Annotated in this window: 8 protein-coding genes and 1 pseudogene; all 9 read left to right on the top strand. The window is 68.2% G+C overall.

Annotated elements, in window-relative coordinates:
- Positions 1 to 35: 35 nt before the first annotated feature.
- Positions 36 to 104: pseudogene (locus EJB06_RS33190) on the top strand (hypothetical protein); the annotation flags it as partial.
- A 250-nt stretch (positions 105 to 354) separates the two neighbouring features.
- On the top strand, positions 355 to 2,505 hold the full coding sequence (locus EJB06_RS31215; protein ID WP_307720495.1) for an alpha/beta fold hydrolase: 2,151 nt from the start codon (positions 355 to 357) through the stop codon (positions 2,503 to 2,505).
- Positions 2,499 to 3,836 carry an MFS transporter gene (locus tag EJB06_RS31220; RefSeq protein ID WP_126077927.1) on the top strand — a complete coding sequence of 446 codons (1,338 nt, stop codon included), beginning with the start codon at positions 2,499 to 2,501 and terminating at the stop codon, positions 3,834 to 3,836. Before EJB06_RS31215 ends, EJB06_RS31220 begins: the two co-directional genes overlap by 7 nt.
- On the top strand, positions 3,836 to 5,266 hold the full coding sequence (locus EJB06_RS31225; protein ID WP_126077928.1) for an efflux transporter outer membrane subunit: 1,431 nt from the start codon (positions 3,836 to 3,838) through the stop codon (positions 5,264 to 5,266). Before EJB06_RS31220 ends, EJB06_RS31225 begins: the two co-directional genes overlap by 1 nt.
- A gap of 35 nt (positions 5,267 to 5,301) precedes the next feature.
- Positions 5,302 to 6,492, top strand: a complete 1,191-nt coding sequence (locus EJB06_RS31230) for an efflux RND transporter periplasmic adaptor subunit (RefSeq protein WP_229427381.1) — start codon at positions 5,302 to 5,304, stop codon at positions 6,490 to 6,492.
- Between the two features lie 9 nt (positions 6,493 to 6,501).
- Positions 6,502 to 9,564, top strand: a complete 3,063-nt coding sequence (locus EJB06_RS31235; RefSeq protein WP_126077929.1) for an efflux RND transporter permease subunit — start codon at positions 6,502 to 6,504, stop codon at positions 9,562 to 9,564.
- A gap of 13 nt (positions 9,565 to 9,577) precedes the next feature.
- Positions 9,578 to 10,513 (top strand): ABC transporter ATP-binding protein, encoded by a 936-nt coding sequence (locus tag EJB06_RS31240; protein ID WP_229427382.1) that lies wholly within the window; start codon positions 9,578 to 9,580, stop codon positions 10,511 to 10,513.
- Between the two features lie 2 nt (positions 10,514 to 10,515).
- Positions 10,516 to 12,108: an ABC transporter permease gene (locus tag EJB06_RS31245; RefSeq protein ID WP_126077930.1), complete on the top strand. Its 1,593-nt coding sequence runs from the start codon at positions 10,516 to 10,518 to the stop codon at positions 12,106 to 12,108.
- Positions 12,109 to 12,138: 30 nt separating this feature from the next.
- The gene (locus EJB06_RS31250) at positions 12,139 to 14,463 is read left to right on the top strand and encodes a M28 family peptidase (RefSeq protein ID WP_126077931.1); all 2,325 of its coding nucleotides are present in this window, start codon (positions 12,139 to 12,141) and stop codon (positions 14,461 to 14,463) included.
- Positions 14,464 to 14,536: the final 73 nt, after the last annotated feature.

The raw sequence follows: 14,536 nt of genomic DNA on the forward strand, positions 1-14,536 counted from the left end.
CGACCTGGATCCGCATGGAGCGGGCAGGGGGCTTTATGCCGAACATCGGGCGTCCGGTGGCGAACACGCAGGTCTACATCCTGGACAGCCAGCTGCAACTGGCGCCGCAGGGCGCCAGCGGTGAACTGTACATCGGTGGTGCCGGTGTGGCGCGCGGCTACATGAACCGTCCCGACCTGACGCAGGAGCGTTTCATCCGCGATCCGTTCAGCCGCGATCCGCAGGCGCGCATGTACAAGACCGGCGACCTGGGACGCTGGCTGGAAGACGGCACCATCGAATACCTGGGCCGTAACGACTTCCAGGTCAAGATTCGCGGCTTCCGCATCGAGCTNACTCGCCCTGTGCGATGGCGTGCGCGAAGCGCTGGTCATGGCGCGCGAGGATGTCCCCGGCGACAAGCGCCTGGTGGCCTATCTGGTCGGCGCCGATGTGTCGCCGGTCACGCTGCGCAGCCAGCTGGCTGCCAGCCTGCCCGACTACATGGTGCCCGCCGCATTCGTCACGCTGGACGCCTTTCCGCTCACGCCGAACGGCAAGATCGACCGCAAGGCGCTGCCGGTGCCGGAGGCGGTGGCGCAGGACGAGCACACTTACGCAGCCCCGCAAGGCGAAATCGAAACGGCCATTGCCCGCATCTGGGCCGACTTGCTGGGCACGTCGCACATCGGCCGTGACGGTCACTTCTTCGAACTCGGTGGCCATTCGCTGATGGCGGTGCAGTTCGTGGCCCGCCTGCGCGACGAAACCGGCCTCGAAGCGAGCCTGCGCCAGTTGTTCGTGCATCCGACCCTGTCCGCCTTTGCCGAAGCGGCAGGCGGGCCGCAAAGCGGACCGCGTCACCGCCACCTGGTCGCGATCCGCGCCCAAGGCACGCTGGCGCCGCTGTTCCTGATGCACCCCGGCGAAGGCGAAGTGGCCTATGCGCGCAAGCTGATGCCATGGCTGGACGCGGACATGCCTGTCTACGGGCTCGCCGCCGCCGGTTTCGCGGCTGGTGAAACGCCGTTGACGTCGGTGGAGGAAATGGCCAGGGAATACCTGCGCGAGATGCGCCTGGTGCAGCCGCACGGTCCGTACCGTATCGCCGGCTGGTCGGCGGGCGGCACGATTGCCGTCGAAATCGCCAACCAGTTGATCGGCGCGGACGAGCGGGTCGAGTTCCTCGGCCTGATCGACACCGCCAGCGACTACGCCTCGTCCCAGGCAATGCCGGAGCGCGACTTCGAACGCTGGATACTGTCGCTGGCCTGGCTGCCCGCGCAGCCGGATCAGGCTATCGCCGCCCGCCTGCGTACCTTGGCGGCGCAGCACGACAGCGACGCAGTCCTGGCGCTGGCCCAGCAAGCCGGCATCCTGCCCGGCGAGATCGGCACGCCGACCTTGCGCCGCCACCTGGCGGTTCGCCACGGCATCGCCATTGCGTTGCGCAGCTACGTGCGTCCCGCCATCGCGGTACCGGTGCACCTGTTCGCGGCAAGCGGCGAACAGCGCGCCGACCCCACCATCGGCTGGGGCAAGGCGCAGGGCACCACCTTGCACCTGTCGATGCTCGAAGGGACGCACTATTCGATCATGGACGCGCCGCACGTCGCGCAACTGGGAACGGCGCTGGCCGATGCCATCGACGCCGCCACCGGCGCCATGGCCGACTGCCCCGAGCTGTCGTATGCGCCGCGCATCGCCCTGCAATTCGGGCGGCGCGGGGTCAGCCCGGTGTTCTGCGTGCCCGGCGCCGGCGCCAGCATCACCGCCTTTACCGACGTGATCCAGGCGCTCGATGCCGATATTCCGATCTACGGCATGCAGCCGCGCGGCCTGTGCGGGACGATGACGCCGCATATCGACGTCCCGAGCGCGGCGCGGGCCTACATCCGCTCGATGCGCGAAGTCTGTCCGAGCGGGCCTTACCGCCTGATGGGGCATTCCTTCGGCGGCTGGGTGGTGACCGAAATGGCGCGCCAGCTCACCGCCGCCGGCGAGCGGGTGTCGGCGCTGGTGGTGCTCGACTCGCGGGCGCCGGTGGAGGCCTCGCAGCCGCCACGCCACTACGGCCAGGTCGAGATCCTGGTGCGCCTGGTGGGCCTGTTCGAGCAAAAGCTCGATGGCTCGCTGCGCCTGGGCGAGGCCGATTTTGCCCCGCTCGATCATGAGGCGCGCCTGGCCCTGCTGCTGGCGCGCCTGGTCGAAGCGAAGCTGATGCCGTCCGGGACCCGGATCACGGCCATCCGCGGCATCGTGCGCGCTTTCGGCACCAATCTCAATACCCGGTACGTGCCGGAACAGCAGTACGACGGGCCGCTGCACCTGGCCATCGCGACCGGGCCGTCACCGGCCGCGATGGGCAGGGCGGAGCCGGACGAACTGCTGGCCGGCTGGCGCCGTCACGCACCGCAAGCAAGCGTATGGAACAGCGAAGGTAATCACATGACCTTGTTGAGCCGCCCTTATGTCCATTCACTCGGTGACTGGCTTTCCCCATTGATGAAAGAATCGCAATGCTAACCTCACCGCAAACCGCGCCAAGCGCCGACCTGCCGATCGACCGGATCGGTTCCGCGTTCTACGTTATCTGGATCGGCCAGTTCGTCTCGATGATGGGCACCATGCTGACCTCCTTCGCGCTCGGGGTGTGGCTGTTCCAGCGCACCGGCTCCGTGCTCGATTTCGCCAACCTGACGCTGTTCTCGACCCTGCCGGCGCTGCTGCTCATGCCGTTTGCCGGCAGCGTGGCCGACCGCTTCGACAAGCGCACCATCCTGATCGCCGGCGAGGCGGTGGCGCTGGCCTGCACCGGCATCATGGCACTGCTGTTCTGGAGCGGGCGCTTCGAAGTGTGGCAGCTGTTCGCGCTGCAGACGGTCATGTCGATCAGCATGGCCTTCCAGGGACCGGCGGCGTATGCGGCCATCAGCTCCCTGGTGCCCAAGAGCCAGTTCGGCCGCGCCAGCGGCATGTTCCAGATTTCGAGCGCCGTCTCGCAGCTGGCCGCGCCGCTGATCGCCGCCTCGGTACTGGGCGCGATCGGCATCACCGGGATCGTGCTGATCGATACGCTGACCTTCAGCGTGGCCCTGCTGGGGATCGTGCTGGCACGCTTTCCGGCCGTGGCGCGCAAGAGCGCCGAAGCGGCCAAGGCCAGGCGCGGCGCCTTCCAGGATCTGCGCTGGGCCTTCAACTTCCTGCGCGAACGCCCCACCGTGGCCGCGCTGTACGGCTACACCAGCGTGAGCGCCTTTTTGTCGGGCATGGTCACGGTGCTGATATCGCCGATGGTGCTGTCGAACTATTCGGCCCAGGTGCTGGCCTGGGTTACCACCTGCGGCGGCGTCGGGGTGCTGTGCGGCGGCCTGCTGATGGTCGCGTGGGGCGGCCCCAAGTCGTGGACCCCGCACGTCCTCGCGTTCAACCTGGTGCAGGGCGTGACCATTGCCTATGCCGGCATCAGCAATTCGGTGGCGGTGCTGTGCGCCGGCGCCTTTATCGTGATGTTCTCCAGTACCGCGCTGGCCGGCTGCATGGCGGGCGTGTGGCGGCGCAAGGTGCCGCGCGAGCGCCAGGGCAGTTTCGGCGCGCTGCAGCAGGCCGTCGGCCTGAGCGTGATTCCGCTGTCCGCCGTGCTGGGCGGGACGTTGGCGCACTACCTGTTCGAACCGGCCTTGCTGTCCGGCGGGATCTGGTTCGATTCGATCGGCGCCTGGTTCGGCCAGGGCAAGGGGCGCGGCACCGGCTTTTTGTTCTTCGTGGTCGGCATGACCGGAGCCGCCGTGGCGCTGTTTTCGCTGAGCCACCGCCGCCTGTACACGCTCGATACCGACGTGAAGGATGCCATCTGATGAAGCGCACCTTTGTTCCCATGCTGGCGGCGGCATCGCTGCTGGCCGGCTGCAGCGTCGGCCCGGTCTACCAGGCGCCCGCCGCGCCAGGCGCGACCCGGTTCCAGGCCAGCCTGCCGCAGCCTGCTGCCGCTGGCGCCGGCCAGGCGTCCGACCTGACGGACTGGTGGCGCCAGTTCGACGATCCGCTGGTGGCGCAGCTGGTCGATGCGGCACTGGCGGGTAACCCCAGCCTGGCCCAGTCCTTTGCCCGCATCGAGCGCGCACGCGCCGAATCGTCTTCCGCCGGCAGCGCCTTGCTGCCGGCGCTCGACCTGAGCGCGTACTCCCAGCGCCAGGGCGTGCGCAGCGGCGGCGTCAAGCGCATCAGTTCGAACCAGGCGCGCAGCCTCGATGCGAGCTGGGAGATCGATCTGTTCGGCGCGGTGCGCAAGGGCGCCCAGGCGGCCGATGCGCGGGTGGCGGCGCGCAGCGCCGACTGGCATGCCGTGCGCGTGTCGCTGGTGGCCGAAGTCTCCGGCGCACTGGTCAACTACCGCGCCTGCGGCGCCTCGCTGGCCGTGCTCGGCCAGGACGCGGCTTCGCGCGAACAGACCGCGCAGCTGACCCGGATGAAGATCAAGGCCGGTTTCACCTCGACCGCGAATGGTTTGCTGAGCGACGCCTCGTTTGCCGATGCGCGCCAGCGCGTGGTGGCCCAGCGCGCCGAATGCGACCTGTATGTCAAGGCGCTGGTGGCGCTGACCGACATCCCGGAAGCATCCCTGCGCACCCGCCTGGCCGGCAGCGACGCGGTGCCGCGTCCGCGCGAGTTCGTCGTCAATACTGTGCCGGCGGCGCTGCTGTCGCAGCGTCCCGACATCGCCTCGGCCGAGGCAGAGCTGCAGGCCGCCAGCGCCGACATCAACGTGGCCCAGGCCAGGCGCTATCCGCGCATCACCCTGGGCGGCAGCATCGGCCTGCTGCGCTTCGAGGGCAGCAACGACACCGCCAACGGCTGGTCGTTCCTGCCGCAGATGACGGTGCCGCTGTTCGACGGCGGCAAGCGCCGCGCCGACGTGAAAGTGGCCCAGGCGCGCTTCGACGAGGCGCGCGCCGGCTATGAGGTCAAGGTGCGCAACGCGGTGCGCGAGACCGAGGAAGCGCTGGTCCGGCTCGATGCGCTGACCCGGCGCGAAGCCGATGCGGCGGCGGCGGCGCGCGATTACGAGCGCTATCTGCAGTCGGGCCAGGACCGCTACCGCGCCGGGCCGGGCAGCCTGTTCGAACTGGAAGACGCGCGCCGCACGGCGCTGACCGCGCGCCAGGTGCTGATCAACGTCCAGCACGAACGCGTGCTGGCCTGGATCGCCCTGTACAAGGCGCTCGGCGGCGGCTGGCATGGCGCCACCGTGGCGGCACGCGGCGCCGATGCGCCGGCCGCCGGCTGAACGACGCACCTCTCGCATCTCTCAAAGGACTTATCGTGATCAAAAAGAATACAAAGAAAATCGCGCTCGGCGCGGCCGCCGCCGTGATCGGCACCGCTGTCGTTTTCGGCGCCGCCGCCAGCAAGAGCACGCCCGCCGCCAAGCCGGCAGCGGCGCCGGCCGTCGCCCTCCCCAGCACCAAGGCCGCACTGACCGTCAACGCGGCCCGCCCGCAGGAAGCCGACTGGCAGACCGCGCTGAGCGCCAACGGCAGCATCGCCGCCTGGCACGAAGCCGTCGTCGGCAGCGAACTCGGTGGCTTGCGCCTGGCCGAGGTGCGCGCCGAGGTGGGCGACAGCGTGCGCAAGGGACAGGTGCTGGCGCGCCTGTTCGGCGACAGCGTGGCGGCCGACCTGGCGCAGCAGGAAGGGGCGATGGAAGAAGCCAATGCGGCCCTGGCCGAGGCCCAGGCCAACGCCGAAGGCGCGCGCCAGCTGGCCAGCAGCGGCGCCATGAGCGACCAGCAGACCACCCAGTACCTGGTGGCCGAGCGCAGCGCCAAGGCGCGCGTGGCCAGCGCCAAGGCGCGCCTGGACAGCGCCCGCATCCGCATGCGCCAGACGGTGGTGCTGGCCGACGACGACGGGGTGATCTCGTCGCGCAGCGCGACCCAGGGGGCGGTGACGACCCAGGGGCAGGAGCTGTTCCGCATCATTCGCCAGAACCGCCTCGAATGGCGCGCCGAGGTGACCGGCAACGACCTGCTGCGCATCAAGCCGGGCCAGCACGTGCGTCTGCGCGCCACCAACGGCGCCGCCATCGAGGGCACGGTGCGCGCGCTGGGGGCGAATGTGGATGCCGGGACCCGCAACGCGCTGGTGTATGTCGACCTGCCGGCCAGCAGCGCGGTGCGGGCGGGGATGTTCGCCAGCGGCAGTTTTGAGCTGGGCAGCGCGCCGGCGCTGACCATCGCGCAGACCGCCGTGGTCACGCGCGACGGCTTCGATTATGTGTTCGTCATCCAGCGCGACGGCAGCGTGGTGCAGACCCGGGTCACACTGGGACGGCGCATCGGCGAACGCATCGAGGTCACCAGCGGCGCCGAGCGCGGCATGCTGCTGGTAAGCCAGGGCGGAGGCTTCCTGACCGATGGCGACGTGGTGGCGGTGGCCACGCCGGCGCCGCTGCCGTCGCAGTCGAAGAAAAAGCTGGCAGCGGCGGCGACGCCGGCGCTGGCCGTCAAATAAGGGGCTGCGATGAATTTCTCCCAACTCTCGATCAGGAACCCGCTGCCGGCCATCCTGCTGTTCGTGCTGCTCGGCGTGGGCGGCCTGGTGAGCTTCCAGCGCATGGCGGTGCAGAATTCGCCCGACATCGAAGTGCCGGTGGTGCTGGTCAATACCAGCCTGCCGGGCGCCTCGCCGGCCCAGCTGGAGTCCGAGGTGGCGCGCAAGATCGAAAACGCGCTGGCCGCGATTCCGTTCGTGCGCCATATCTCCAGCACCATCAGCGAAGGCAGCGTGGCCACCTCGGTCGAATTTCGCATCGGGCGCGACGTCAACGACGCCGTGACCGAGGTGCGCGACGCGGTCGACCGCATCCGGCGCGACCTGCCGGTCGAAATGCGCGACCCGATCATCGCCAAGGTGGCCGACGCCGGCGTCGACGCGGTGCTGACCTACACGGTCAGTTCCGAGCGCATGGACCAGGCCGAGCTCTCGTGGCTGGTCGACAGCACCGTCTCCAAGGCGCTGCTGCGGATCGGCGGCGTGGGCCGGGTCGGGCGCGTGGGCGGCATCAGCCGCGAAGTGCTGATCGAACTCGATCCGGCGCGCATGGCGGCGCTGAACGTGTCGGCGGCGGTGGTGTCGCAGCAGCTGCAGCGCATGCAGCAGGAGTCGCCCAGCGGGCGCGCGAATATCGGCGGCGCCAACCAGGCGGTGCGCACCATCGGCACCGTGCGCAGCGTGGCCGATATTGCCGCGCTCGAAATGGTGCTGCCGGACGGGCGCAAGATCCGTCTCGACCAGGTGGCGCGGGTGGCCGATACGCAGGCCGAACCGACCTCGATCCTGCTGCTCGACGGCAAAGCCGTGGTCGGCTTCGAGGTGATGCGCAGCACCGGCGCCAGCGACATCGCGGTGGCCGAGGCGGTGCGCAAGGCGGTGGCGAAGCTGGCGGCCAGCGAAAAGAACGTGGTGTTCCTCGAAACCATGAACAAGGTCGACGCCGTCCAGGAAAACTACGACGGGTCGATGACCCTGCTCTATGAAGGCGCGCTGCTGACCGTGCTGGTGGTCTGGTTCTTCCTGCGCGACTGGCGCGCCACCCTCATTTCGGCCGTGGCCCTGCCGCTGTCGGTGGTGCCGACTTTCTTGGTGATTCATCTGCTCGGGTTCACCCTGAACATGGTGACCCTGCTGTCGCTGGCGCTGGTGATCGGGATCCTGGTCGACGATGCCATTGTCGAGATCGAAAACATCATGCGTCACCTGCGCATGGGCAAGACCCCTTTCCAGGCGGCGCTCGACGCGGCCGACGAGATCGGCCTGGCCGTGGTGGCCACCACGGCGACCCTGGTAGCGGTATTCCTGCCGACCGCCTTCCTGAACGATATCGTGGGCCAGTATTTCAAGCAGTTCGGCTGGACCGCCTCGGTGGCCGTGCTGGCCTCGCTGCTGGTGGCGCGCCTGCTGACGCCGATGATGGCCGCGTTTCTGCTCAAACCCGTGCTGGAAACCCAGGTCCACAAGGAAAACCGCCTGATGGCGCCGTATCTGCGGGCGGTGCGCTGGTGCCTGGCGCACCGCAAGTCGACCATGCTGATGTCGGCCGCTTTTTTTATCGGTTCGCTGGCCCTGATTCCGCACCTGCCGAGCGACTTCATTCCACCGGCCAATGGCGTGACCACCAATGTCTCGCTGGAACTGCCGCCGGGAAGCACCCTGGCCGATACCCGCGTTGCCGCCGAGCAGGCGCGCGTGCTGATCGAGCAGGACCAGGATGTGACCCAGGTGTATAGCGTCATCGGCGACGGCGGCGTGCGCCGCGCCTCGCTGTCGGTCAGCCTCAAGCCGCGCGACCAGCGCAGCCGCAAGCAGATCGAGGTCAACGCCGCCCTGCGCGCCGCCCTGTTCGGCGTGGCCGGCACGCGGGTCACGGTGGGCGATGGCGACGATGGCGACGAGCTGGCCTTCATGCTCTCGGGCGACGATCCGGAAACCCTGAAAACGGCGGTCAATGCAATCCAGCACGAAATCCGCTCGATCGGCGGCCTCGGCAGCATTTATTCGAATATCAGCCTGGTGCGTCCGGAACTGGTCGTGATTCCCGATTTTGCCCGCGCGGCCGACCTGGGCGTGACGGTCGATGCGATCGGGCAAACCCTGCGCGTGGCGACCGAGGGCGACTACGACAATGCGCTGGCCAAGCTGAACCTGCCGGACCGCCAGATTCCGATCCGGGTGCGCCTGCCGGCCAGCTCGCGCCAGGACCTGGGCCTGATCGAAAAGCTCGCCGTGCCCGGCAAGAACGGCAACGTGCCGCTGGGCGCGGTGGCCGACCTGCGCATCGACAGCGCCCCGGCCCAGATCGACCGGCGCGACCGCACGCGCAAGGTGGTGATCCACGTCGGCCTGAACGGCAAGGATTACGACGAAGTGATGGACAAGATCGAAGAGTTGCCGGCGATGAAGAACCTGCCGGCCGACGTCAAGCGCGGCAAGCAGGGCGATGCCGAGCGCAAGGGCGAGCTGTTCGGCAGCTTCCTGCTGGCGCTGGGAATCGGCATCCTGTGCGTGTACATGGTGCTGGTGCTGCTGTTCAAGGGCGTGATGCAGCCGATTACCGTGATGGCGGCCTTGCCCCTGTCGATCGGCGGCGCATTCCTGGCCCTGCTGGTGACGAATAGCTCGCTGTCGATGCCATCCTTGATCGGCTTGTTGATGCTGATGGGAATTTCGGTGAAGAACTCGATCCTGCTGGTCGAATACGCGATCCGCGTGCGGCGCGAAGGCATGAGCCGCTTCGACGCCCTGATCGATGCCTGCCGCAAACGGGCCCAGCCGATCATCATGACCACCACCGCCATGAGCGCCGGCATGCTGCCGATCGCCCTCGGCTGGAGCGCCGACCCCAGCTTCCGCGCGCCGATGGCCATTGCCGTGATCGGCGGCTTGCTGACCTCGACCTTCCTCAGCCTGCTGGTGATTCCGGTGGTGTTTACCCTGATCGACGACCTGATGCTGTGGGCGGCGCGCAAGAGCGGACGCCGCACGGCTGCTGCCCAGACCGCTATGCCGGCCCCCGTACTGCAATGACCTGGAGAATCGCATGAATCAACGCTATATGGGCAGTGCCGATGTCGCGTCCGCTCCCGCGTCGGCTAGCCCGCCGAGCTTGCAGCTGGAGTCGGTCGGCTTTCGCTATCCGAACGGGCATCACGCCGTGGCCGGCCTGAACCTGCGCCTGGGGACCGGCATCGTCGGCCTGCTCGGTCCGAACGGGGCGGGCAAGTCGACCCTGATGCGCATGCTGGCGACGCTGACCAGGCCGACCGAGGGCCGCATCCTGTGGAACGGGACCGATACCGCGCGCGATCCGAATACGCTGCGCGCCGCGCTGGGCTACCTGCCGCAGGAATTCGGCGCCTATCCGGCGCTGAGCGCGCGCGAATTCCTGCGCTACCTGGCGGCGGTCAAGGGATTGCCGCATGCGCAGACGGCGGCGCGGGTCGACGCCTGCCTCGACCTGGTAGGGCTGAGCGAGGCGCGCGACCAGCGCATCGGCACGTTTTCGGGCGGCATGCGCCAGCGCGTGGGCATCGCGCAAGCCTTGCTCAACGAACCGGCGCTGCTGATCGTCGACGAACCGACGGTCGGGCTCGATCCCGAGGAGCGGCTGCGCTTCCGCAATCTGCTGACCGACCTGGCCGGGCAGCGGCTGGTGATCCTGTCGACCCACATCGTGTCCGATATCGAGGCCAGCGCGACCGAGCTGGTGATTCTGAGCAAGGGCCGCCTGTGCTACCAGGGCAGTCCGGAAGCGCTGATGGCGGCCGCCGAAGGCAAGGTCTGGGACTGGACCGTGCCGGCCGCCACGCTGGCCGAGGTGCGTGCAGCGCACCAGGTGTGCGGATCGCTGCGCCGCCCGGACGGGGTGCGCGTGCGCATCGTGGCCGCGAACGCGCCGTCGGCGCACGCCGAAGCGGTCGCGCCGGGGCTGGAAGAAGCCTATGCCTGGCTGCTTGCCAGCGCGGGCGGGGTGTGACGATGGACGGCATACGACGCTTTTATGCGATCTTGCTGGCCGATCTGCTGGAACGGGTGCGCTCGACGCGGTTTCGCGCGGCCATGGCGCTGGCGCTGGGCCTGACCTGGTCCTGCTTTCCGGCAATCGATGCCGGATACATGATTTTGGGCATCAACGGCCAGTACCGGGGGGCGTTTTCCAGCGCCTGGGTCGGGATGGTGCTGGCGATGCTGTCGATCTGGGTCTCCCTGCTGGGGTTTTACGTGGTGCGCGGCACCATCAGCCGCGACCTCGATACGCGCGTGTGGGAATTGCTGGAAACCACGCCGCTCCGGCGCGCCGTGTATCTGCTGGCCAAATGGGCCAGCCACATGGCTGTGTTCGGCCTGATTATCGGCGCCCAGCTGCTGGTGGGGCTGCTGGCGCAGTGGGTGCGTGGCGAGGACCGCAGCATCGATCTGGTCGAATTGCTCAAGCCGGTGCTGCTGCTGAGTATTCCGTCCCTGGCGCTGACTGCCATGTTCGCGATCTGGTTCGATATCGTGCCCTGGCTGCGCCGTACAGCCGGCAACATCGCCTATTTCGCAGTGTGGGTTGCGGTGCTGATCGCCACGGTGACCACACTCAACGGCACAGACCTGGCGGCGGGGGAGCGCAGCGCCTTGGGCGACCCGCGCGGCATCATCGCCTTCAATCAATCCATTCATGAGCAGGTGGCGCCCCAGTTGGGCGGCGCCAGGCTGAGCGTGTGCCTCGGTTGCGGCATGGGCGACAAGCAGGTCAGGACCGTGGAATGGCGCAACTGGCGCATCGGCGGCGCCGATATCGTCGGGCGCTTCGCCTGGCTGGGGCTGGCGATCGTCGGCGTATTGCTGTGCCATCCGTTCATGGATCGTGCCGCCGCGCATGCCCGCGCCACCGAGCGGCATAGCGCTGCCCTGGCTGGCGGGCGCAGCATCGCCTGGCTGGGCCTGCTGCTGCGGCCTTTGCAGCGCAGCCAGTCCGGCACCATCCTCGCGGCCGAGCTGCAATTGACTTTGCGCCAGCGCAGCCTGTGGTGGTGGCTGGGACTGGCCGTGGCCGGGGCCGTGCAACTGCTGGCGCCGCCCCAGATCGCCGCGCTGGCCGTCATCGCCGCCTGGGGATTGTCGCTCGATGTGTTCGCGCGCTGCGCCCTGCGCGAAGTGGACAGCGGCACGGCGCCGGTCGTGTTCGGCGCGGCCCATGCCGGGCGGCGCATCCTGCTGGCGCGCTGGCTGATGCTGGCCGGCGTGGCCCTGGCATCGGTGCTGCCGGCCTTGCTGCGCTTTACGGTAGCCGATGCGGCGGTGGCGCTGGCCATCGTCGCGCTGGCCCTGTCGGTGGCGACCTGGGCGCTGGCGCTGGCGGCGCTGACGCGCAGCGCCCACGCTTTTGAGCTGGCGGCCTGCATCCTGGCTTACCTCGGGATCACCGGCGCGCCGGTGTTTCACGCGGTAGCGGCGCCGGCCGCGACCATGCAGATGCACTTGCTGGCGCTGCCGCTCGGCCTGGCCCTGCTCGGCGCCGGCTGGGCGCGCCTGCACAGCGCGACGCCGTGGGCGGCCATGCTGCCGTTTCCCGCCAAAAAATAATCCAGATCGCACTCCATTGAAAGTATAAAAATGACAATTATTTCAAGTGCTTCCCAGGCGTCGATGACGGCGCATCATTCGACCATCGAGCGCGACAGTGCCGGTGGATTGCGGCTGCCGCATGTGTTGGGCGCCTTGCTGGCGCTGGCGCTGTTGATCGTTGTGAGCATGCGCAACCTGACGCCGCCGGCCCCGCTGCCGGCATCGGCACCGGCCTCGGTGTTTTCGGCCGGGAGGGCGATGCTGCACCTGCGCCATATTGCCGCCGCACCGCACGCGACCGGCACGCCCGAGATCGCCGCCGTGCGCGCGTATCTGCTGGCCGAGCTGCGCGCCATGGGATTGCAGCCGGAAGTGCAGTCGGCCTTTGCCGCCGCGCCGGACTCGGATGCCGCCGGTTACGTGAAGAACATCGTGGTGCGCCTCCCCGGCACCGTGCCCGGCAAGGCGGTCATGCTGTCGGCCCATTACGACTCGGTTGCCAGCGGCTTCGGCGCCGCCGACGATGGCGCCTCGGTTGCCGCCATCCTGGAAACGCTGCGCATCCTGGCGGCCGGCGCGCCGCTCAGGAACGATGTCATCGTGCTGCTGTCCGACGGCGAGGAGGCCGGCTTGCTCGGCGCGGAAGCCTTCGTCGCGGCCCATCCCTGGGCCCGGCAGGTGGGGCTGGCGCTGAATTTCGAGTACCGAGGCAACAGCGGGCCGATGCTGATGTTCGAAACCAGCGCCGGCAACGGTCGCCTGATCGAGGCGTTTGGCGGACTGAAGCAGCCGGTCGGCAATTCGCTGATGTTCGAGATTTACAAGCTCTTGCCCAACGATACGGACCTGAGCGCCTTCAAGCGCGGCGGGCTAGCCGGCATGAACTTTGCTGCGATGGAAGGTCCGACCGCCTATCACACCCAGCTCGACCGCCCCGAGATGCTGAACCAGGCAAGCCTGCAGCACCAGGGCGAGATCATGCTGGCCCTGAGCCGGCATTTCGGCGGCGCCGACCTGGGGGCGCTGAAGCAGGCCGACCGTATCTATTTCGACGTGGCCGGGCTCGGACTGGTGAGTTATCCGGCGGGCGCGGCCCTGCCACTGGCGGGACTGACCCTGGTGCTGTTCGGGATCGTGCTGGCACGCGCCGTGCGCAGCGGGACCGTGCGGCGCCGGCGCGTGTTGCTGTCCGCCGTGCTGCTGCCGCTGGTGGCGCTGGCCGTCGCGCTGGCCTGTACCTTGCTGTGGCTGGCGATCAGCGCGACCCACCCTCAGTACAAGGGCTTGATGGATATGTATAACAGTCATTGGTACTGGATGGGATTCGTGGCGACGGCGGCCGGCCTGTTCATGGCCTTGCAGTCGTGGCTGCTGCGTCGCTTCGCGCTGATGGAACTGGCGCTGGGGGCGGCCACGCTGTGGTCGGGGTTGTTGCTGATCACCGCGCTGATGATGCCAGGCGCCAGTTTTCTGCTGACGTGGCCGCTGGTGCCGGTGCTGGCGGCGTATGCTTTCCTGCTGTCGGCGCGGGGCAGGGCGATATCCGCACCAAAGCGGTTGCTGGTGTTGCTCGCTGCGGCGACGCCCGGGGTGATGCTGTTTGCGCCACTGCTGCGCATCCTGCTCATCGCCATGACCACCCGGCTGGCCGGCGTGGTGGTCTTTCTGCTGGTGCTGTTGCTGGGGCTGATGTTTCCCCTGCTGGTCATGCTCAAGCGGCGCTTTTTGTCGGTGGCGCTGCCGTTGGCTGCCGGGGCCGCTTTATTGGCGGTTGGCACGGCGACGGGGCAGGTGTCGGCCGAGCAACCGAACCCGAATCACCTCTCTTATATAGTAGACGGCAAATCGGATGCGATCTGGATGTCGAGCGATGCCGCGCTCGATAGCTGGCTCAAGCCGATTCTGGGCCCTGCGGCAACGCGGCGCGCGCTGCCCGAAGTCTTCGGCGCGCATGCTCGGCCGTACTGGACGGCACCGGCGCCATTGCTCGGCGTCGACGGGCCGACGCTGGAATTGCTGCAGGACGAGGTGGTTGGCGACAAGCGGACTGTTGCGATGCGCATCAGTTCGGTGCGCGGCGCACCCGAGGTGAAGGTGATCGTCGAAGGGACGGAGGTGCTCAGCGCAAGCATGCACGGGCAGCCCGTGCTCAAGGCCAAGCGCGAGAACTGGTCGATGATCGCCTATGGCTTGCCGGCCGAGGGCACGGAAGTGCAGTTTGCCGTGAAAGCGGGGCGTCCCTTCGTGCTGCGGGTCATCGACCGCAGCTACGGCTTGCCCGCCAGCGTGCCTGCGCGCGACAAGACGATGATCGCCCAGCCGTTCGGGACCAGCGATTCGATCCGCGCCGTCCAGGCGATGTCGTTCCAATAGATAGCGGATTAAAGGAAAAACTGGCCGGACGAACGATTGTTCTTGCCAGCCCGGGGAGGGCTTTGCTATAGTT

It is taken from the genome of Massilia atriviolacea, assembly GCF_003953935.1.
Classification (GTDB): Bacteria; Pseudomonadota; Gammaproteobacteria; order Burkholderiales; family Burkholderiaceae_D; genus Telluria_A; species Telluria_A atriviolacea.

Excerpts from the sequence above, each read along its gene's own strand:
- EJB06_RS31220 (WP_126077927.1), top strand. The coding sequence starts at position 2,499 with ATGCTAACCTCACCGCAAACCGCGCCAAGCGCCGACCTGCCGATCGAC.
- EJB06_RS31225 (WP_126077928.1), top strand. The coding sequence starts at position 3,836 with ATGAAGCGCACCTTTGTTCCCATGCTGGCGGCGGCATCGCTGCTGGCC.
- EJB06_RS31235 (WP_126077929.1), top strand. The coding sequence starts at position 6,502 with ATGAATTTCTCCCAACTCTCGATCAGGAACCCGCTGCCGGCCATCCTG.
- EJB06_RS31240 (WP_229427382.1), top strand. The coding sequence starts at position 9,578 with ATGAATCAACGCTATATGGGCAGTGCCGATGTCGCGTCCGCTCCCGCG.
- EJB06_RS31245 (WP_126077930.1), top strand. The coding sequence starts at position 10,516 with ATGGACGGCATACGACGCTTTTATGCGATCTTGCTGGCCGATCTGCTG.
- EJB06_RS31250 (WP_126077931.1), top strand. The coding sequence starts at position 12,139 with ATGACAATTATTTCAAGTGCTTCCCAGGCGTCGATGACGGCGCATCAT.